The sequence below is a fragment of the Asaia sp. SF2.1 genome (assembly GCF_000505765.1).
Classification (GTDB): domain Bacteria; phylum Pseudomonadota; class Alphaproteobacteria; order Acetobacterales; family Acetobacteraceae; genus Asaia; species Asaia bogorensis.
Window position 1 is genome coordinate 179180 of sequence record NZ_AYXS01000012.1, and the last position, 20622, is coordinate 199801.

Genomic DNA, 20622 nt, shown 5'->3' on the forward strand with positions numbered 1-20622 from the left:
AGGATAGACGGGTTTATAGGCGACATCCCCTGCGCGGCGCGGCAGATCATCGATAACCAGACCGCCAAGCCCGATCAGAAACACCGCAAACGCAGCTGAAACGGCCCACATGGCCAGCCCATAAAGCCGCTCAGGGAGGCGATTGCCTTTTTTCATTCTTGTTTCCCATGATGGTGCCAGGTTGCAGGGGCACGTTACAGCAAGGGAAGCGCGATCTGACGCCTGCGTCAAATATCCGCAGCGTGATCGTAATTGCACATTACGGGTCGAGCCCGTATCAACGCCACCTTCCCCCGTGACCCAGAGGTTCCATGATCCGTCTCGATTCGATCAGCAAGCAGAACGGCCAGCGCGTCATTTTCATCGAGACGAGCGCTGCCCTCCAGAAGGGCGAGAAAATCGGTCTGGTCGGGCCTAATGGCGCCGGCAAGACCACGCTGTTCAGGCTGATCACAAAGCAGGAATCTCCCGATGAAGGTCAGGTGTTCCAGGACCGCGGCATCACCATCGGGTTTTTCAGCCAGGACGTGGGCGAAATGGATGGCCGCTCGGTCGTGGCCGAGGTGATGGACGGCGCAGGCGAAGTCGCAAAGATTGCTTCGGAGCTGGCAGAGCTCGAGGCCGCCATGTGCGATCCCGAAAGAATGGATGAGATGGACGCCATTCTCGAACGCTTTGGCGATGTGCAGGCGCGCTTCGAGGAACTCGGCGGTTACGGGCTGGACAGCCGCGCCCGCGAGGTGCTGCACGGCCTCGGTTTCTCGCAGGAAATGATGTCCGGCGATGTGGGGCTTCTGTCGGGTGGGTGGAAAATGCGCGTCGCGCTGGCCCGCATCCTGCTCATGCAGCCTGACGTGATGCTGCTTGATGAGCCGAGCAACCATCTTGATCTGGAAAGCCTGATCTGGCTCGAACAGTTCCTGAAAAACTACGAGGGTGCGCTTCTCATGACGTCGCATGACCGCGCCTTCATGAACCGTGTTGTCAACAAGATCCTCGAAATCGACGGTGGGACGCTGACCTCCTATACGGGTGATTACGAATTTTACGAGCAGCAGCGTGCGCTGAATGAAAAGCAGCAGCAGGCGCAGTTCGACCGTCAGCAGGCGATGCTGGCGAAGGAAATCGCCTTCATCGAACGATTCAAGGCACGCGCCTCCCATGCCGCCCAGGTGCAGAGCCGGGTCAAGAAGCTCGACAAGATCGATCGTGTGGAGCCGCCGCGCCGCCGCCAGACCCTGTCTTTCGACTTTGCCCCTGCACCGCGCTCTGGCGATGCTGTTGCCACGCTCAAGCAGGTTGGCAAGGCCTATGGCTCACGCGTGATCTATCAGGATCTCGACCTGTTGATACGCCGTCAGGAGCGCTGCTGTATCCTCGGCGTGAACGGTGCTGGCAAATCCACGCTCCTCAAACTGATTGCAGGAGCCAGCGAGCCTGATTCAGGCAGTGTGAGCATTGGGGCCAGTGTGAAAATGGGCTATTTTGCCCAGCATGCCATGGATCTGCTCGATGGCAGCCGCACCATTTTCGAGACACTGGAGCACGCTTTCCCGCTTGCCGCCCAAGGCTCGCTGCGTGCTCTGGCAGGCGGATTCGGCTTTTCAGGGGATGATGTGGAGAAATATGTCAGCGTCCTTTCGGGCGGCGAGAAAGCCCGTCTCGTCATGGCGCTGATGCTGTTCGATCCGCCGAACTTCCTCGTGCTGGACGAGCCCACCAACCATCTGGATATCGACACCAAGGAAATGCTGATCCGCGCGTTGTCCAATTACGAGGGCACCATGCTGTTCGTCTCGCATGACCGGCATTTTCTGGGGGCACTTTCCAATCGTGTGCTCGAAGTCACGCCGGAAGGGCTGCACCGCTATGACGGTGGCTATCATGAATATGTCGCAGCCACGGGTCAGGAAGCTCCAGGCCTTCACGTCTGATCCGTTTCCATCTGCCGGGTGCGACATCAAGCACCCGGCAGATGGCGTGATCCTGTTTTCCCGATAGCCCAACGCCTCGGGAAGGATCACCCGGTTTTTATGCAAGACGGCGCACCAGACCCGGTGCCACATCCAGCCCTAAGCGATAACAGCCTGTCGCCCTTCGGAATTGCTCCCTCACGAGGCGGCGGCTGCGCCCCGATAGGGTCGCAGCGTCTTTTCTGTCCCCCGCTCAGGCGGTGATGAACGCGAACCGCTCGAGCAACGTCCAGGGGCCGCCTTCATAGCGCCAGAGACGAAGAGTCACCGCGTGGCACCTAACCGGATGGGGGGCCGTCTGTAGGTCTGCAAGAAGCGCACGGGCCTGTTCCGGGGACACCTTGTTCTGAACTGTCAGATGGGGCCGCCATGACGCGGCATCCTGACGGGTCAGGCTCTCTTTCCCGACTATCGAGACGAGATCCTCACGCAGCCGGGCGAGCTCCGGCGATTTCATTGCATAGGCCACACCGCGCCCCAGAAGGTAGGGTGCACCGATCGTGATCTCTGGTGCCTCACCCAACGTCGCCAGATTCGCGCCGATGAGGCCGCGACACGATGATGGCAGGGCGTGAAAAAGGGTCACATGAGCAGGGACGATATTACGGGCTGCTGGGAAATGCGTGCTGCGCATGTTCTGCGCCCAATCCTGCGTAGCCGGGTCGAATTCCAGCGTCAGGATAAGCGGTGCGTCATTTCCCTGATCCATGTGGCCTGCTCTCCTTACATGCTTGACGGTTTCAACCCGTCAAGACGCGAAGAGCGTGGCGGGGTTGCCCCCCAAGACAGGCCACATGCTGGCAGACCGCCCGCCAGCCCTCCTCGAGGCAGTCTAATCCTGGCCTCCATCACTGTTTCGCCCGTTGAAAGCGATCATATCCGGGTGCCTTGTCATGATCAGGCGCGCAAGCCAGGTGCGATAGGGAAAGACGAGCGCCATGATCTGGCTGAAACCCCATGAGAGATGGCTGTCATCTGGATCGCTAATGCCTGTCTGGTGGATGACATAGCCAAGCCAGTAGCTTGATACGATGAAGATATTGGCGACGAGCGGCGGGATGGCGTCATCCTCAATCGACAGTGCCCGAAGCCGCCTGAGTTCCAGGACAAGACCTGTGACCCGTGCCGACAGATCGCGATTCAGGCTCATGGCGGCGTCCTGAATCTCCGGCGCAAGGCGGAATACCGCGTTACCGTCGCGCATCAGCGCCCGATAATGCCAGCTAAGCACACACCATTCGCGCAACAGGCTGATGGCCTGCTCGATGGCGGCAACGAGTTCGGCGCGATTGAATTGCCGATGGATGAATGGCCCGGAGGAGAAGATCTCCCGCGCATCCGTCTCAAACAGGGCAAACAGAGCCTGCACGATTTGGGCCTTCGTCTTGAAGTAATAATAGAGGTTTCCCTCATTGATGCCGCAGCGCTCGGCAAGCTCACGCGTGGTAAGGCGATCAAACCCGACTTCATTGGCAACGACGCGCGCCTCCTCAAGGATTCGTGATCGTGTGGAAGGACCCCGCGCCATATCTACGCTCGCTTTCTAAGGTGATCACCTTATATGGTTTAAGGTGTTAGCCTTAGATAACGGAGTCCATCCGCAATGTCATCCCTGCTCAACCCCGTCCGATCCCTGCCGAGCCAGATCAAGGCGCTGCACGCCACGATGAAAAACCCGGTAGAGGCCCTGCCCGAGGCGGTCTATCACGAGCGCCTCGTCGAGCGTCGCCTGATGCGACAGCATATCGTCTATGTCTGTGCGCCAGACCTGATACGAGAAGCGCTCGTGACCCGCAGCCATGCACTCGACAAGGGCGAAGGGCTACGCCGTGCCATCGGGCCCGGGCTCGGGCAGGGCTTGCTGACGGCCGAGGGCAGCCATTGGCGCTGGCAGCGTCAGGCTCTTGCCCCGGTTTTCAGAGCCAATGCCACAGCTGCCTTCCTGCCTGCCATGACGCGGGCTACTCTTGCCTGCGTGCACGATCTGGCCAGACAGGGCGGCGAGGTTGCTATCGAGCAGATCATGATGCGGCTTACGGGACGCATCATTATTGAGACGATGCTGTCTGACCCCGAAGCCGTCGATGCCGACGCCATGGCCGACGGTCTGGCGGTATTCCTTCATCAGACGCGATGGAGCCTGCTGGGCGACCTGCTTGGCACCCCCGAATGGATGCCCCATCCGGGCAAGGCACGCGGCCTTGCCGCCGCCCGTGCCTTGCGTCGTGAGGCGATGACCCAGATCTCACGCCGCCGCGCGGCGATGACGCATGGTACGCCGTCCGAATTCTCGACGCAGGAAAGTGGGCCGTCACCCCTGCCCGATGATCTGCTTGCGCGGCTCCTTGCAGCGCGTGACCCCGAGACTGGCCGGATGATGAGCGATGAGGAAATCATCGATAACCTGCTGACGTTCCTGACGGCAGGTCATGAGACCACGGCGCTGGCGCTTGCCTGGACATTCGACCGTCTCGGTCGTCACCCCGAGATCGCACGCAGCGTGCAGGTGGAAATTGATGCCGTGCTGGGAACTGATGATGTGAATGGCACTGGGGGCGATGCGCTTGCTATGGAGCAGGTCCAGAAGCTCACCCTCACACGCGCCGTACTGCGTGAATCCATGCGTCTGACGCCACCGGCGCCGATGATCGTCCGTGAGGTGAGCGAGCCTTTCGCGCTGGAGGGGGTGCAACTCCATCGCGGCACGCGGCTGATCGTGCCGATCTGCGCGCTGCACCGGCACAGGAGTCTATGGTCGGCACCTGAGATTTTCGACCCGTCGCGGTTCATGAGTCAGGACGATGGCAAGGAAAAACAGATCGATCGCTTTGCCTATCTGCCTTTCGGTGCTGGTCCACGCATCTGTATCGGGGCAAGCTTTGCCGAAACCGAGGCCCTTGTGGTGATGGCGCTCATCTTGCGCCATGTCACCCTTACCCCGATGCTGCGCGAGGCCCCGCCCGGCCGGATGGAAATCACCATACGGCCGGCAAAGCCCCTGCTGATGGCGGTAACGGCACGTAATCAGGGAGCGTCGGTAGCCCAAGGCGTAAAGCCTCAGGTCCAACCGTAAGCGCTCGGGTTATGAAGTCTGTTCGTGAGCGAAAGGATGGAAGTTCAAATCCACGACCTCGATCATGCCTTGCACGTTGAGATTGAGCTCTTTGGGCGCACACAGCATATTGCAGGACACTGTGTTATCGTAGATATTTTCCGGGTCATTACGGTAATTGTTTTTATTATAAAGCGCCGTTACATGCCAATATAGAATATAATCCTTCGCCCAAAGATGCTTTATCAACTCTACTGAGCGATCTGGTCGGTCATTTTCAACGAAAATGACCGGTCGGCACCGGGCTATGGTTTCCGAGGCGCCCTGCAATGCCTCAAGCTCGAAACCCTCGACATCGATCTTGAAGAGCAACGGGTGCTTGTCCGTCAGCATGTCATCGGCCCGCACACACGGAACCTTCACCTGCTCGGCCTTGGTGTCGTGGCTCATGGAAACACGACCGAAATTGCCAAGCTGCCGGTAATCGGGGCGTTCAAACCCGAGCACACCGCGCTCCGCACCGCAGGCAAAAGGCCAGGCGACAACATTATCAAGCGCGTTCAGAGCCAGATTGGCGCAGAGATTCTGGAACAGGAAAGGCTGAGGCTCGAAAACAACGACATCAGCCCCGACCCTTGCGGCAGCCTGGGCGAGAGCCACCGTCATGCTGCCGTTATTACCGCCGATCTCGACGATGGTACCCGGCCCCCTGATGAACTGCCGCAGAAGCTCCATCTCGCCTTCGCCATATTCGCCGTAACGAATTAAGGCATGCCCGATGAAGAAATCGCATTTATTGGCCAGCATCGGCCCATAGCGACCCTGGGTCAGTTCATAAGGCAGTAGGGGCTGAACCATTTTACGACACTCTTATTCTGCTTTGCCCGAAGCAATGGGCACGTGCTCGTCAATATCCCCGTTAAATAACCGAGCTGCCGCATCGCGACTACTCCGATTTGGATTATGGAGACGTTAATACCTTCACATAAGCGAGATATTCTATGAATTTACATTGCATAGATGTCAAATGAATGCATGTATATATCAAAATTCATGGAATAAGAGACCAAGACCGTCTGAGATACGGATGGTATTTTTCAAAATTCATTATAGTCCACGTGAGATGATCATACTATGCCTCCCCTAGACGGCGCATCAATGATCCCCACTGAGGCAATACGATATAATAGCAATGAATAATCTATATTGCGTTATTCATTATTTAACCTCGCGAAAGGTATATTTTCCTGTAAATGCAGGAACGCTGTTCGCCGAGACACCAGTCACCACGAAGGCTTCACCGCATCCCACGTAGTGCCGTCGCATGTGGCAGCAGAGGGGTAGGAACAACGTCACAGACCCCTCACCACTATGCCCTGCGATAAAGAGGCTTCGCCCTCCCTTCCCTCAGCGAGAAGGCGGAACACAACAATGCGCGAAAGACACCGTTCCTACATCCGGCTGGCATGTCGTCTTGATCAGAAGCCAGCCGGGGAGGACTTATAGACCGTTGAGCGGCGGCGGCACGCGAGCGGCGGCGAGTGCCACCTGCTGTCGCTCCGCAAGAGCGACCTCGTCGAAATCCGCAATCAGTTCCTGGAAAAGCTTGTGCCAGTTCAACTCGGCGCGCAGGCGAAGGAAAACGCTCCCCAGACCGATGGCAGAGCGATCGACCAGCACGAACTCACGTGACGGACGCACGCCGCCCGTGCGCTTGAGCCCCTCATAAACGCGTTCGGCAATATCACGCCCGAAATTGGGGTCGTCATTTTCCTGAATGAAACGTTCGCGGTCATCCATCAGCGGGCCATAGATGAAACGCGCCCACTCATTCAGCACCGAAGCTGTCTCACGCGACAGCCCCTTGAAGCCCCAGGCCTCATAGGCTGCAAAGGCCATGTCCTCATCGTTGTCACGCAGCGCATTGAAGAGGTCGATGATACCCTTGATGAAATGCGGTGGGAAAATCCGTATCGCACCGAAATCGAGCAGGTTAAGCCCCCAATCGGGGCGAATGGTGAAATTGCCCATATGCGGGTCGCCATGAATAATTCCGTAGCGATAGACCGGTGTGTACCACGCCTTGAACAGCGCGGTCGCAATGGCATTACGCTCTTCCTGGGTCGGGTTCGTATCCAGGATCTTCTGGATACCCCTGCCCGAGACCCACTCCATCGTCAGCAAGCGACGGGTGGAAAGCGCTTCGACAGGCAGTGGTACCGTGACCTCCGGAATATGCTGCAGCATGTCGCGATAGAGCCGCATATGCGAGGCTTCACGCTCGTAATCGAGCTCCTCACGCAGGCGCTCTTCCAGTTCGCGCACAACTTCATCCTGTTTGATGGCTGGCAGGAACTGCTGCACGAGCCCGACCACCACCCTGAACTGACGCAGATCGGACTCCACGGCAGCGTTCATATCGGGGTACTGCAACTTGCAGGCGACATCCTGCCCTTCTGCCGTTACCGCACGATGCACCTGCCCCAGACTGGCCGCCGCCATGGCCTGATGGGAGAATGAGCGAAACTGCCGCTCCCAGTTCACACCGAGTTCAGTCACCATACGGCGGCGCACAAAACTCCAGGCCATCGGCGGGGCATTGGCCTGCAGTTCTGCCAGCTGGTTGGCATATTCCTCGGGCAGGGCACCGGGGATGGTGGAGAGTATCTGCGCGCCCTTCATGAGCGGCCCCTTGAGCCCTCCCAGAGCCGCACGCAGGTCATTGGCATGAATGGCCTGATTGGATTTAAAACCAAGCTTGTTGCCAATCACGCGCGTCGCGATACCCCCGACCGTGCCCGAGGCACGCGCCATGCGCTTGATTTCGCCAAACAGGCCAGTCTGATCCAGATCCTTGGGTGTGCTCATCGGTTAAGCGCTCTTGTCCTGTTTTTCCCGAGCCTCAAGCTCGTCAATGAAGCCGGAGATCACATCCAGGCCCTTGCGCCAGAACCCCGGGTCGGTCGCATCCAGACCGAAAGGCGCCAGCAGATCGGCATGGCGCTTTGTGCCCCCGGCTTCCAGCATCGCCACATAACGATCCTGAAACGCGGCTGTTCCACCCTGCTTGTCCTGTTCGCTTTGATAAACGCCATAGAGCGCATTCACCAGGCAATCCCCGAACGCATAGGCGTAAACATAAAACGGTGAGTGCACGAAATGCGGGACGTAAGACCAGTAGGTGTCATAATCGGGAGTGAACTCGAAAATCGGACCAAGACTGCGCGTCTGCACCTCGCGCCAGATTTCGCCCAGACGCTCTGGAGACAGCTCGCCGTTACGGCGCTCATCATGCACCTTCACCTCAAACTGGTAGAAGGCAATCTGGCGCACAACCGTATTGAGCATGTCCTCGACCTTGCCGGCCAGCATGCGGCGCCTGCGCGCGGGGTCGTCTTCCGCGTCCAGCAGAGCACGAAATGTCAGCATCTCGCCGAACACCGAGGCTGTCTCGGCAAGGGTGAGCGGGGTCGAGGATTGCAGATAACCCTGCTTTGCCGCGAGAAGCTGATGCGCGCCATGTCCCAGTTCATGCGCCAGCGTCATGACATCGCGCGTGCGACCGTGATAGTTGAGCAGCACGTAAGGATGGGTGTCCGGTGTGACCGGATGGGCGAAGGCGCCGGATGACTTGCCCGGCACTGGCGGCACGTCGATCCAGTCATTCTCCATGAAGCGCCCCACGAGCGCACCAAGGCGCGGGTCGAAACGCTCATAGGCATCGCGCACGATGGTCTTGGCATCTTCCCACGGGATCAGCCTGTCTTCGTCATCGGGGAGCGGGGCGTTGCGGTCCCAATGCTGCAGCTTGTCGAGGCCAAGCCATCCTGCCTTGAGACTGTAATAGCGATGTGCCAGCCGGGCATAATCGGCGTCGACTGCCGAGACGAGCGCATCGACCACTCCATCCTCAACCATGTTTGCCCGGTTGCGGCTCGATGAGGGGCGCGGGAAGCCCCTGAGGCCATCCTCGATGGACTTGTCCTTGGCGAGAGTATTGGTGATCAGCACGAGAAGGCGCTGATTAGCCCCCAGAGCGCGGCTCACCTCACCGGCTGCGATACGACGTTTCTCCCGATCGGGGCTCGATAACTGGTTGAGCGCGTCACCCAGAGGGCGCTCCTCGCCATCGAGCGTGACCGTCAGGGAGGCCATGGTCTCGTCAAAAAGCCGGTTCCACGAAGCCCTGCCCGTCACCGACTTCTCAACCAGTACCTGTTCCACCTCATCAGAAAGCTGATAGGGCCGCCATACACGCAGATCACGCAGGAAGGGCGCCCAGCGGGCAAGCTCGGCATCCTCCAGCAGCTTTTCCAGATGGGCATCATCCAGTCGGTTGAGCTCAAGCGTGAAGAACAGCAGATGCGATGAGATTGCCGTCAGACGCTCTGTCATGCCCTGTGAGAAGCGCCCTGTGGCCGGGTCGGTCGTTCGCGCCGCAAAGCCAAGTTGCGCGAAGGCACCCAAGCGGCCCATGCGCTGGTCGATCCGCTCATACGCTATGATGGCAGAGGCCAGATCGCTGGCACTCGCTTCAGCCAGCCTGCCTTTCCAGCGTTCGGCGAAAGCCTTTGCCTGTTTATCGCACCAGGCGAGATCGTGCTCGATGGAAGGGTCATCGAGGCCGGCATACAGATCCGAGAGATCCCAGCGGGGCAAGGTAGGGCTGTCGGCTTGGGCCATGTCGTCGGGTCCTTGTTATCTTTGTCTGTCCCATCCCATCTGGTGACGACCAGATGGGACAGAAAGAGGGGTATCGCCCCTGCCGTGGAAGAGTGCGTGTCGCGTCGGGGAAATGATGCCCTAGCGGAAAGCCGGCTCGTCAAAGCCGCGCAGCTTGCGCGAATGAAGACTATCCACCCCCCGCTCACGCAGCAGGCGCATGGTCTCGATCCCCACCATGAGGTGCTGGCTGACCCGCTCGCGATAGAACGCATTCGCCATTCCGCGCAGCTTCAGCTCGCCATGCAATGGCTTGTCAGACACACAAAGCAGCGTGCCATAGGGAACGCGAAACCGGAATCCGTTGGCCGCAATGGTGGCGGATTCCATATCCACGGCGATGGATCGGCTCATATTGATCTGGGTGAAGAGCGCCCGCAAACGGAGCTCCCAGTTGCGGTTATCGGTCGTCATGACCGTGCCTGTGCGCAGCCTGGTCTTGATCTCGCGCTCGTCCAGCCCGGTCACGCGCTCCATCGCCTCCTGCAGCGCCACCTGCACCTCTGCAATCGGGGGGACGGGCACCCATGTCGGCAGGTCGTCGTCAAGCACATGGTCGTCGCGCACATAGCCATGCGCCAGCACGTAATCGCCCAGCAGCTGGGTGCGACGCAGCCCGGCGCAGTGGCCTACCATAAGCCAGCAGTGAGGGCGCAGAACAGCCAGATGATCGGTGATCGTCTTGGCGTTGGAAGGGCCAACACCGATATTGATGAGCGTGATGCCATCACCATCCGGGCGGCAGAGATGATAGGCGGGCATCTGCGGCAAAGAGGCTGAAGGCTGCCCCGACATACCGGTCTTGCTGTAGATCGCATCGCCCGGCTCGACGAAGGCGCTGTATTCGCCGCCGGCGTCGACCTGTGCACGGGCATAATCGCGAAAGCCGTCAACATAACGCTGATAGTTGGTCAGCAGAATGAAGCGCTGGAAATGACGGGGCGCCGTGCCGGTATAGTGATGCAGCCGCGCAAGCGAATAATCTGTCCGCTCTGCGGTGAAAAGTGCGAGAGCCCTCGGCGCGTCGGGGTCCGGTATGATTTCGCAATTGGCAATGCGGTCATCTGTCGCATGCAGATCCGGCAAGGCGTAATTATCCTGCAGGATCTTCAAATCACTCTCGGTGAGGCCAGTCACAGCCTCTTCCATGACGTAGGGCAGCGGCATGGGGCGACGCGAGAGCCCGACATGCACAGGCTGACGATAACATTCGAGCAAATTCTCGATCTGGGCACGCCAGTAGCTGCGAAACAGCGCAGGCCGCGTCAGGGTGGTGCCATAGAAACCGGGCTCAAGCAGAACGCCAAAACGCGGCTTCACATCATGGGGGATCGATCCGCGCGCGAGAGAAAAAGCGAGATAGGGATAATAAAACTCCGAGGGCTCACGCGCCTCGAAGGCCTTGCGCAGCCGGGATGCACCCTCGTCATAAAGCGCCTCGATCCGGTCAAGCGCTGCCTCGGCATCATGAAACGGCATGAAGCCTGAACCGACCTGGTCGAACATGCCATCCTGATCCGATACGCTCATCCTGCATCCTTCCCGTTTTTCAGCCCGCTTTTGAGAGGGTTGCGATCAGGCTAGCCCGAACTGCAGAACGACGATAGACGCAGATATCGGTACGTTATAACATAACGATATGAGCCATCACGATTCCGCCTCGCCTGCCGCTATCCGTTCTGCGAACGTGCAAAGCCGACTCACCCCCGGGGCTGCCGGAAAAAGGGCGTCCAGACGCAAGGCATCCGCAGATAATGACGGCACCTGCCGCAAAACGATCTGGCGCAGGCTGGAAGGCGATTCATGGGAGGCTTTCGATGCCCTGCCCCGCGCCATTCGCCTTCGACTGACCGAGCATGTCTATGATGCCTGGTCTGTCAACGCTCTGGCACTGTGGCGCCACTACAAGAAAGTGCATGGCGCGACTGAAAGGGCTGAACGGGCCATGATCCGCTATCTCGATTACTGCGAGAGGCTCGAGCAGCAAGCCTTTATCGAGCGCCACGGCGCCCTGGCCCATCAGGCGGCGGGTGCCACACCGTTACGCTATGAAGCCTCGCGCCAGAAGATAGGGTCTTGAGCTCGAAACGCCCTCAGAACAGAGATACGCCACCATAATACTATGACGGTTGCGTTTAATTAACGCGCATCACACCATTGTCACGCACCCACTCATAAATAGTCTGCCATATAATCGACCTGTCATGCACAGATCGATGTTGTATTTACTTGGACAGTCCGAACTCCCTGCGGCGATTCTGTATCCAGACAGGCGGCTTCTTCCGTATGACTGCATGAGGACATTGGCTGCAGAAGGTGTGATCTTCTGAGCGACGCCCAATCGACCGCCGGACTGGAGCGCCCTCCTCTTCTGGGCGCTCCCTATATCGCCCATCACCCTATGTGGCGTCGGGTTCTCTATGCCTGCATGGGCATTTTCATGCCCATCATTGCCTCAACCCAGAACGCCCTCCTTTCGGGCAATCTCGGGAGCGCAGCCGGTGAAGCCGGGCTGACCACAGCCGAGGCGGAATGGCTGATCGCCGCGTTTGTTGGGGCGGCAGCCTTTGCCAATCTGGTTGTCATCAAGGGGCGCCAGCAATTCGGCATCATGTTCTTTCTCATCACCCTGCTCGGGGTGAATGTGGCGACCGGGCTGCTGCTGATCGCCGCCCCGTGTTTCGCGACCCTGATCATCAACCGTGCCAGCAACGGGCTCATGGTGTCGACCAGCGTTGCGGGGGGCGTTTATTACCTGATCCAGACGCTCCCCAAATCGCATCGTGTCATGGCCATCGCCATTGCCATCACCTCCCTCCAGATTGCCATCCCGCTGGCGGCCCTTATCCCCGTCGAAGCACTAACCCGCTCGGGCAATTATGGCTTTGCGTGCCTCGGCACAGCCTTCGCTGCCCTGCAACTTGCCCTTGTTCTGCTGCTACCCCTGCCGAAAACCAATATGGGCCGCGTTTTCGAGAAAATGGACGGCATATCAGCCCTGCTCCTGTGCGGCATGTCGATCTGCCTGGCCTCGTTCCTGACTTTCGGGCGCACCATGTGGTGGACAGACACCCCCTGGATCGGGTGGCTGCTTGTCGGCACAATCGGTTTTGGCGCTGCGGCTCTGGCTGTTGAGCTCTGCCGCACGCGTCCGCTGCTCCAGATCGACTGGCTGAGTACCGGCACGATTTTCCGTTTTGCGCTTGTCGCCATCATGGAACGGCTCCTGCTGTCAGAGCAGAACACCGGTGCTATCGGATTGCTCGGTCATGCGGGGCTGCTCAATGACCAGTATCACACGCTTTATCTGCTGGTGATTCTGGGCATGGTGGCTGGGCTTCGGCACCACGCTCTTCGTCGGGCCGGCCCTGCTCTATGGTGTCATTCTGGTGCTCAAATCGGATACGAGCCATTTCATCTCCACCATCTATGTCTTTGCCATCACGCAGAGTATCGGCAGCGTCACAGGGGCGGCCCTGCTGGGCAGTATCCAGTATTATTACGAACGCTATGCCCTGACCGGGTTCAGTTCACGCCTCGACGACACAGCCAGTCTCTCCCTCGCCACGGCGGGTCGAGGCCTAAGTGGTGTTTCCAGCACCCTTTCGGATCAATCCGCCATCATGGGGTATCTGAACCTGTTCGGTTTCGTGGCCGTCCTGGCGCTTTGCGCCGCCATTCTGATCGGCCTCTTCCTCATCGGGCGGCATCTCATGCAATTCACGAACAAGCGCCTCTCATGACCGACACACATCCTCTCCCCCCCGACCAGAATGCACCGCCTCCCGGCAAGACAGCATCGGGAGGGGTGCCCGCAGCGCCCCCATCAGGCGCGGTCTGGCATCCCCCCCGACGCAGCATCACCATATTGAGCGTGGTGGCCTTGCTGGCTTTCATCGCCATCGGTTGTGTGCTGGCAACCTTCGGCCTAGCCCCTTTCGGGACCGAGGGTGTGAGCACGGATGATGCCTATGTGCAGGGCCATGTCACCATCGTGGCGCCTGAAGTGCCGGGTTATATCGAGGGGGTTTTCGTGACCGACTTCGCCCCGGTGCATAAGGGACAGCTTCTGGTGCAGATTGACGAAAGCACCTATCGCGCCCGCGTGGCACAATCCGAAGCCGATCTTGCAAGCAGGCAGGCGGCGCTAGACAACAACAGACAGAACCAGGCCTCGGCCCGTGCGCGGCTCGACCAGCGTCAGGCGGCCCTGATGACGGCACAGGCCCACCTGACCCGCAGCACGGCGGATCATCGGCGACAGGCGGCCCTCGTGGGCGATCAGAGCGTGTCGCGTGTGGAATATGATTCCGGCCTCGATGCCCTGCGTTCCGACCAGGCGGCATTGCGTCAGGCTCAGGCCGATATCCGTGCCGCACAGGCCGATGTGAAAGCGGCGGATGTGCAGGAAGAAGTTCTCAGCGCGCAGGTTCGTCAGGCGGCTGCAACCCTTGACTCGGCGCGCATCGACCTCGGGCGTACCCATATACGCGCGGCCAGTGACGGTGTGATTGGCCGCACGGGCGGCACGCATATTGGCGCCTATGTGGGCGCGGGCACCGCGCTCTTCTCTCTGGTCCCCCGTGAGCGCTGGGTGGTTGCCGAGTACAAGGAAGCCCAGACTGGCAATATCCGCATCGGTCAGGCGGCCTCTTTCACCGTGGACGGCCTGAACGGGCAGAAATTCACAGGACGGGTTTTCCGTATCGCACCCGCAACGGGCTCAGAATTTGCAGTTGTCAAACCGGATAATGCGACGGGCAATTTCGTGAAAATTCCCCAGCGTATCGGCATCTATATAGCCGTTGACCCGAACCAACCCAACGCCGATCGCCTCGCTCCGGGCATGTCGGTCGAATCCTACGTCGCCACGCCGCCTCAGTCGTCTTCGGATAGCGCCCGGCCCACGGCTGACAACGGCACAGCGGGAACCCAGACGCCATGAAAACTGGTTATGGCTCGCGGCGATACTATCCCGCCAAAATCCTGATCGGGCTGTGCCTTTTATCGCTCGGTGCGACAGGATGTCAGGAGGGGGATTTCAACCTGCCTAAAGGCTCTGCCGTGGTGGCACCGGCACAATGGCGGCAGGGTGACCAGGCAGCGATGCACACGAAGCTCGACCCGCAATGGTGGGGACAGTTCGGCGACCCTGTTCTGGTGGCTCTTGTCGCCCATGCGCTGGACAACAACCCCGATCCTGCTTTGGCGGCTGAAAATGTCATGCAGGCGCGTGCGCAAATGCGCCTCGCCCTCAGTGCCCAGCTTCCCCATATCGACGGTCAGGCTCTTGGTATCGGCAATAGCCGCCTCTTCGGATCGAGTTTCAGCCAGTATATTCTCGGCGGTGGCCTGACATTCGATTTCGATCTGTTCGGCAAGCTGCGCGAGCAGACCCGCGCGGCCCGGATCCAGACTTTTGCCAGCGCGGCGAACAGGGAAGCCGTCCGTCTGGCGCTGATCGGCGATACGGTACGTGCCTATGTGTCACTTCAGGCCTCGCGCACGGCGCTGGAATTGCTGCAACGCACATTGATCGTTCGGCAGAATGAACTGGTCCGCGTGCGCCACCAGCTTGCCACCGGCTATGAAAAAACCAGCACTTTCGATCAGGCGAACGCTCTGGTCAGCGACGCCCAGTCCCAGATCGAGTCGACCCGCTTGCAGATTTCACAGCAGGAGAACGCCCTTGCCGTGCTTCTGGGCGAAATGCCCAGTGACGAGATGGCGCGTCTGACGCAAGGCAAACCGCTCGCTGCACTCACGCTCCCTCCAGCGGTAACCCCCGTTCCGGCGCGTCTGCTCGCCAACCGGCCCGATCTTATTGCGGCAGCAGATCAGATCATCGCAGCCGATCACTCCCTGCGCTCCGCCCGTGCCGCCTTTTTGCCCGATATCAGCATCAATCCCGGCATCGGCACGGCGGGGGGCACAACCCCCATCTCGGGCACGATCTGGTCTCTGGGCGGTAATATGCTGGCGCCTATCTTCGAGGGCGGCGCTCTGCGCGCCCGCGAAAGCATGGCGGTATCGCAGCGCAACCAGGCCGCATGGAGCTACCGCAAGGTGGCGGTCCAGGCATTTCGCGAGGTGCAGGATGCCCTTACTGGCGTAACCCGACTGGCGGCACAGGAAGAGAGTCTGCAACGCAGCCTTGAGGCACGACGCCACACCCTCGAGGATGCCCGCAAGGAACTCGCGACCGGCTATGTCAATTATTTCGATGTCGCCAATGCCGAAACCGCAGCCTTGTCAGCCGAGCTTCAGACTGTTCAGGTCAGAGCGTCGAGACTGGCCGAAATCGCCACGCTCTATCAGGCAGCAGGCGGCGGCTGGACTCCGCCCAAGGATGTGCGCCCCCTCCCCACCCATGACGACAGGTCTTGAGCCCGGATAGGCCATGACAACCGAAAAGCGCGCGGTGTGAGAAAAGAGGGTCCGCTCTTCCGCACAGCGTTCAACGGACCCTGATATCCACCGCACTGCCCGCACCGGTGGCATCCACGAGGGCAATATGCACAAAGCCGGGGCTGTCCGGCTTCCATGACGGCGTGATCCCCACCGGTGTGTCGAGTGGTACGCCATTGACGAGCCAGCGATAGGGCTCCGTTCCCCCGCTGGCCACCAACCCTAGCGGGGTGACCTGACCATCCTCAGCAAAGCACTCCACCACGCCCCCGTTGCCCGGCTGCACGATACGCGGCCCTGCATTGTCACGCGCCCTCACCAGAGCGGGCGACAACGAGGCTGCGGGCGCCATGGCATCCGGGCCTTCATCACCTTCAGGAGGCAGGATGTCGAAAACGTTCATGAGCAACGGTGCGCTGGTACCGAGGCCGGTAATGCCGGGCACGGCGGTACCGTCGGGCCGCCCGCCCCAGACCACGACAATCCAGTCCCCCCTCACCCCAACTGCCCAGGCATCGCGCTGCCCGTATGAAGTGCCTGTCTTGAACGCCACGCGCTTGTCCTGCGTGTCGAGGCGTCCTTTAGGCAACGGCGTGCCGCGCAGGATGGACATGATCTGATGGGCGGCATGACCGCCGATCATCCTCATCCCTTCAGAGGGTGCAACGGGCCAGTCCAGTCCGACCGGACGTGACATGCCGTGATTGGCAAAGATGGCATAGAGCCGCGCCAGATCGAGCGGCGTAATGCCAACACCCCCCAGTGCGAGGGCCAGACTTGGCGGTGTCGCCGGGGGAAGTTTCAGCCTTATGCCGGCGGCATCGAGCGTTCCGGCAAAATAGGACGCGCCGATCATGTCGAGCGCCCTCACGGCTGGCAGATTATACGACCGTTGCAGGGCATTGCGTATGGTGGTGGTGCCATGAAAGACGCGGTCGTAGTTGCGTGGCGCGTAGCCGCCAAAGCGGGTAGCGCGATCCTGTATGAGCGTATCGGGCGCCAGATAGCCCAGCTGAAAGGCGAGCGCATAGATTGCAGGCTTGAGCGTCGACCCCGGTGAGCGCCATGAGGTGATCATATCCGCAGCGCAGCCCGAGCAGGCATTGCCGGCATTGCCTTGCCATGCCGCGATACCCCCGTCGCGCTGCGCAACCAGAACAGCCCATGTGCCCCCTTCCGGCGGGGGTGTCTGGCGCAGGATACGCGCGAGATTGCTCTGGATACGCCGGTCGAGCGACGCCTGATAGACGTTGCGCGTCCCCTGCCGCCACTGCCAGGTCAACGCACCCTGAGCCTCGTGAACGATTCCGGCGGGTATCAGGGCGAAGGGCGTTGCCTCCCCTGCGGTGCGCAGGGATGGATGGCCCGCAAGCAGGGCTGCAACGGCCCTGTGCGCCGCCTGCGGATGACGGTCCGGGCGCAGGGCTTCCGGATGACGCGCCATCACGATCAGAAGGGCCGCCTCCTCATCGCTCAGATGCAGGGGCTCATGCCCGAACCAGAGAAGCGACGCCGCGCGTATGCCCTCGATGTTCCGGCTTTCCGGCGCGAGTGTCAGATAGAGATCCAGAACACCCCGATGCCCGTAGCGCCATTCAAGCTGAACCGCCCGCGCCATATCCTGAATCTTGCCACGCCAGCTGTGGCGATGCGGGCTGAGCAGCCGGGCCGTCTGCATGGCCAGCGTCGAGCCGCCCGAGACGATATGGCCGCGGGTGGTGAGCTGATAACCCGCTCGTAACAGCGACAGGGGATCTATTCCGGGGTGCAGCCAGAAACGCCTGTCCTCGATCGCGAGCAGCATGGCGCGATAATGCGGATCGACCGATGCGGCCGGTGTGGCGAAACGCCATGCGCCATCGCGGCTCACCCGTCCGTCCATTACCTCGCCACGCCTGTCCTGCATCAACAGGGCGAAGGCGCGGGCACGCGACATATCGGGCGGAAAAAGCCTGTCTGCCCCCCAGAGCAGCGCCACCGTCAGGATGACACAACCCAGAAGGGCGCAGACCATCCGGCCCGACCGGGCCAGACAGCGCGCCGGATTGCGCGCCGGACTAACCGCCGGTATCTCGCGCCCTTCGTTCATCGTGGGGCGATGACAATCCGGCTCGAAGCACTGCGCGCCATCACTGACGGGCTGAAACGGTCCTTTACCATCGTTTCAGGGCGCAGAAATTGCCCCGGCGCCACGGCGCGCACGATATAGGCCAGACGAAAGGCATTCGAGCCCAGCAGATTGGCATCGCTCGGACGATAGGAGCCGCCAGCGATATCGAAAGCAACCGTCAGACGATCATCCCTGATCGCGACATGATGCGGCACGGTAAGTTCGCCCAACGAGGCAAACATGGAGCCACCCGATTGCGAAGCCTCGCGCCCGTCATCATCGTCGGTTCCCTCATCACCGTCCCGGTCACGACCCATGCCATGCCCGTGTGCCTGCACCAGGCTCTCGATTTCCCAGCCTGCCGGGAGCAGATCGGTCAGAAGGCAGTGATGCGCGTTCCGGTCCTGCGCCTCACCCTGCACCAGCACGATGAACCGGTCATTCTGATGCCCCTGGCCGGGATCGTACGGATCGCCGCTCATGGTCAGCATGGATACACGAAGGGTCATTCCCGCATTAACGGCGTCCGGCGCCTCTCGCGGGGTGCCCGTCACGGTTTCGGTCAGCCAGAGCGGGGTCGTGCCGGTATTGGTCAGGCGATAACCCTGCAGTGCCGATGGCTCGGGCGCGAAGGCAACAGGCATGGCGATGGGACGGGGCATCTCCTTGCCGTTGACGGCAATCCCGCGCGCCGGGTCGGGGCGTTCCATGGCGCGGGCCGCCTCGAGCATTGCTGTTGTGGTCTCGGCAGGCAGTGACGAGAGCGAGACGTCGAGCTGGCCGAAGCGATCGATCAGTTTCTGCGCAAGCCCCTTGTTGCCACTCTCTGCCGCCAGCGGCACGAGACCGCCCAGATCACGCAGATAGATCCAGTAGAACGGATCGGAAGCCGCCGGTCGACCCGAGCGGACCGGGCCAAGGGCATCGACCGCCATCCCGAACAGCGTGTTGCTCATGCCACGCTCATTCCCCAGCGAGAGCCCACCGGCGAGATGTCCAAGCGCCAGCGCATCGGCGAAAGCCGCGTTAGCTGCCGTATCACCCCAATAGATGCGCGATACGCCATTGCTTGTCCTTGCCGTCGTACGGTCACCCAGCGCACGCAGGGCACCGATATCCAGCCTTCCCGCGCGGGCGAGAACATAGAGCGCATAAGCGCGTGTCTCAGGCGTGACCGCGCCTTCGCTATTGCGTTCATCACGGCTCGCATCCCCGGGGCTCTGGGCCTGGGAAGTCTCCAGCCAGTCCAGCGCACGATCGAGCGCAGGCGCAGGCACCCCGTATCCAGCCTCTTTGGCATGGACGAGAAAATCGACGACGTAGAGCTGCTCCCAGGGGAACAGACGGCCATCATTCAAGCGCCATGAGCCAAAACGCCCACCGGCATCCTCGCGATCGACGAGCATGGCAATGGCACTGTTGATCCGTTTATCCGCCCCTTCGGGCACGGTCAGCCGTGCCAGCTCATCGTGTCCCTTGAAGGCCAGAAGCCCGCGTGCCGAGGCTGCAAGCGAAACGCTGTCAGTGCCATATCCGGCCTCGAGCGTCTGAAGCAGGCCGATCGTATCAATCCCGTGCACCCCGGAATAGCCCAGCGTCACCCGCGAGCTGCCGGGCTCGAACGGTGCCAGCAGATCGGCCGAAGCCTCGTAGCTTTCACCGGGTGCCTGCGGCTTGACCACCGAGCGGGTGAAGGGCAGATGGCCCGGCCTGACCTGAAGATCCCAGCCTCGTGTCAGCACAGGCCGACCGGCCTTGTCCTGCACCCTGATCGTCATGTGGGCGATGCCCGAGTCACCGGCCTGCAAACCGGCACGAAACGACTGGCGTGCGCCCTTTGCGAAATTGGCTTCGAAATGCCCGGGCCCCGTAATGCGGATCGGCCCTGTGGCGCTCAGGGTTGCCGTATAACGTCCAGCCTCGCCTTCGGTATTGACGATCGAGACCAGACTGTCGGTCACGTCGCCCGGCGCCAGGAAACGCGGCAGGGTAAGATCGGCAAAGACCGGGTCACGAACGAGCACGTCGGATTCCGCCGTGCCCAGGGCGTCGTCCGACCAGGCCGTGACCATCAGATGCAACGTGCCCTCAAAATCGGGAATATCCAGCGGTATGGCAGCATGACCCGCATCATCCGTGGTGATTATGCCCGAGAACAGCGAGACGATACGGGTGGACGTGACAGAAAGCCCGCCCCCGCCATCGCCGCCCTCATCACCACCTTCGCGAATCTCGCCGCCCTGTCCGACCGGAGTCATGAGATGCGCGTAGCTGTCGCGTATATCGAGCGCGAAGGCGCGGCGCCCATAAACCAGATCGAACGCATCCGGCAGCTTCCACTGCGTCAGGGCGAGAAT

Annotated in this window: 13 protein-coding genes; 5 read left to right on the forward strand and 8 right to left on the reverse strand. The window is 60.7% G+C overall.

Going from position 1 to position 20622, the window contains the following annotated elements:
- Window positions 1–311: 311 nt before the first annotated feature.
- Complete coding sequence (locus P792_RS27215) at window positions 312–1934, forward strand: ABC-F family ATP-binding cassette domain-containing protein (RefSeq protein WP_023978482.1); 1623 nt, start codon at window positions 312–314, stop codon at window positions 1932–1934.
- A 232-nt stretch (window positions 1935–2166) separates the two neighbouring features.
- On the opposite strand, the gene P792_RS27220 is transcribed toward P792_RS27215, so the two are convergent.
- Together P792_RS27220 and P792_RS27225 are read right to left on the reverse strand one after the other, a co-directional pair.
- The gene (locus tag P792_RS27220) at window positions 2167–2682 is read right to left on the reverse strand and encodes a 2'-5' RNA ligase family protein (protein WP_023978483.1); all 516 of its coding nucleotides are present in this window, start codon (window positions 2680–2682) and stop codon (window positions 2167–2169) included.
- Window positions 2683–2805: 123 nt separating this feature from the next.
- Window positions 2806–3501 (reverse strand): TetR/AcrR family transcriptional regulator, encoded by a 696-nt coding sequence (locus P792_RS27225; protein WP_023978485.1) that lies wholly within the window; start codon window positions 3499–3501, stop codon window positions 2806–2808.
- 75 nt (window positions 3502–3576) lie between these two features.
- Between P792_RS27225 and P792_RS27230 the strand changes: the two genes are divergently transcribed.
- Window positions 3577–5046: a cytochrome P450 gene (locus P792_RS27230; protein WP_031240617.1), complete on the forward strand. Its 1470-nt coding sequence runs from the start codon at window positions 3577–3579 to the stop codon at window positions 5044–5046.
- Window positions 5047–5055: 9 nt separating this feature from the next.
- On the opposite strand, the gene P792_RS27235 is transcribed toward P792_RS27230, so the two are convergent.
- From P792_RS27235 to P792_RS27250, 4 genes are all read right to left on the reverse strand, one after another.
- Window positions 5056–5883 (reverse strand): FkbM family methyltransferase, encoded by an 828-nt coding sequence (locus P792_RS27235; RefSeq protein ID WP_023978487.1) that lies wholly within the window; start codon window positions 5881–5883, stop codon window positions 5056–5058.
- Between the two features lie 642 nt (window positions 5884–6525).
- A complete protein-coding gene (locus P792_RS27240; protein ID WP_023978488.1) occupies window positions 6526–7893 on the reverse strand; it encodes an AarF/ABC1/UbiB kinase family protein in 1368 nt (455 codons plus the stop codon).
- Between the two features lie 3 nt (window positions 7894–7896).
- Complete coding sequence (locus P792_RS27245; protein WP_031240618.1) at window positions 7897–9708, reverse strand: M3 family oligoendopeptidase; 1812 nt, start codon at window positions 9706–9708, stop codon at window positions 7897–7899.
- A gap of 120 nt (window positions 9709–9828) precedes the next feature.
- The gene (locus P792_RS27250) at window positions 9829–11277 is read right to left on the reverse strand and encodes an AMP nucleosidase (protein ID WP_235075447.1); all 1449 of its coding nucleotides are present in this window, start codon (window positions 11275–11277) and stop codon (window positions 9829–9831) included.
- A gap of 109 nt (window positions 11278–11386) precedes the next feature.
- Between P792_RS27250 and P792_RS27255 the strand changes: the two genes are divergently transcribed.
- From P792_RS27255 to P792_RS27265, 3 genes are all read left to right on the forward strand, one after another.
- Window positions 11387–11827 carry a DUF6525 family protein gene (locus P792_RS27255; protein ID WP_023978491.1) on the forward strand — a complete coding sequence of 147 codons (441 nt, stop codon included), beginning with the start codon at window positions 11387–11389 and terminating at the stop codon, window positions 11825–11827.
- Window positions 11828–12187: 360 nt separating this feature from the next.
- The gene (locus P792_RS37980) at window positions 12188–14692 is read left to right on the forward strand and encodes an HlyD family secretion protein (protein WP_200863470.1); all 2505 of its coding nucleotides are present in this window, start codon (window positions 12188–12190) and stop codon (window positions 14690–14692) included.
- Entirely contained in the window at window positions 14689–16134 is a 1446-nt protein-coding gene (locus tag P792_RS27265; protein ID WP_023978493.1) for an efflux transporter outer membrane subunit, read from the forward strand. The genes P792_RS37980 and P792_RS27265 overlap by 4 nt, the downstream gene beginning before the upstream one ends.
- 70 nt (window positions 16135–16204) lie before the next feature.
- Here P792_RS27265 and P792_RS27270 read toward each other — a convergent pair whose 3' ends face one another.
- Window positions 16205–18244, reverse strand: a complete 2040-nt coding sequence (locus P792_RS27270; protein ID WP_023978494.1) for a transglycosylase domain-containing protein — start codon at window positions 18242–18244, stop codon at window positions 16205–16207.
- Window positions 18241–20622 (reverse strand): alpha-2-macroglobulin family protein (locus tag P792_RS37575; RefSeq protein WP_023978495.1); only part of this gene is annotated, 2382 nt, incomplete at its 5' end. The genes P792_RS37575 and P792_RS27270, both read right to left, overlap by 4 nt.

Excerpts from the sequence above, each read along its gene's own strand:
- P792_RS27215 (WP_023978482.1), top strand. The coding sequence starts at position 312 with ATGATCCGTCTCGATTCGATCAGCAAGCAGAACGGCCAGCGCGTCATT.
- P792_RS27220 (WP_023978483.1), bottom strand. The coding sequence starts at position 2,682 with ATGGATCAGGGAAATGACGCACCGCTTATCCTGACGCTGGAATTCGAC.
- P792_RS27225 (WP_023978485.1), bottom strand. The coding sequence starts at position 3,501 with ATGGCGCGGGGTCCTTCCACACGATCACGAATCCTTGAGGAGGCGCGC.
- P792_RS27230 (WP_031240617.1), top strand. The coding sequence starts at position 3,577 with ATGTCATCCCTGCTCAACCCCGTCCGATCCCTGCCGAGCCAGATCAAG.
- P792_RS27235 (WP_023978487.1), bottom strand. The coding sequence starts at position 5,883 with ATGGTTCAGCCCCTACTGCCTTATGAACTGACCCAGGGTCGCTATGGG.
- P792_RS27240 (WP_023978488.1), bottom strand. The coding sequence starts at position 7,893 with ATGAGCACACCCAAGGATCTGGATCAGACTGGCCTGTTTGGCGAAATC.
- P792_RS27245 (WP_031240618.1), bottom strand. The coding sequence starts at position 9,708 with ATGGCCCAAGCCGACAGCCCTACCTTGCCCCGCTGGGATCTCTCGGAT.
- P792_RS27250 (WP_235075447.1), bottom strand. The coding sequence starts at position 11,277 with ATGAGCGTATCGGATCAGGATGGCATGTTCGACCAGGTCGGTTCAGGC.
- P792_RS27255 (WP_023978491.1), top strand. The coding sequence starts at position 11,387 with ATGAGCCATCACGATTCCGCCTCGCCTGCCGCTATCCGTTCTGCGAAC.
- P792_RS37980 (WP_200863470.1), top strand. The coding sequence starts at position 12,188 with ATGCCCATCATTGCCTCAACCCAGAACGCCCTCCTTTCGGGCAATCTC.
- P792_RS27265 (WP_023978493.1), top strand. The coding sequence starts at position 14,689 with ATGAAAACTGGTTATGGCTCGCGGCGATACTATCCCGCCAAAATCCTG.
- P792_RS27270 (WP_023978494.1), bottom strand. The coding sequence starts at position 18,244 with ATGAACGAAGGGCGCGAGATACCGGCGGTTAGTCCGGCGCGCAATCCG.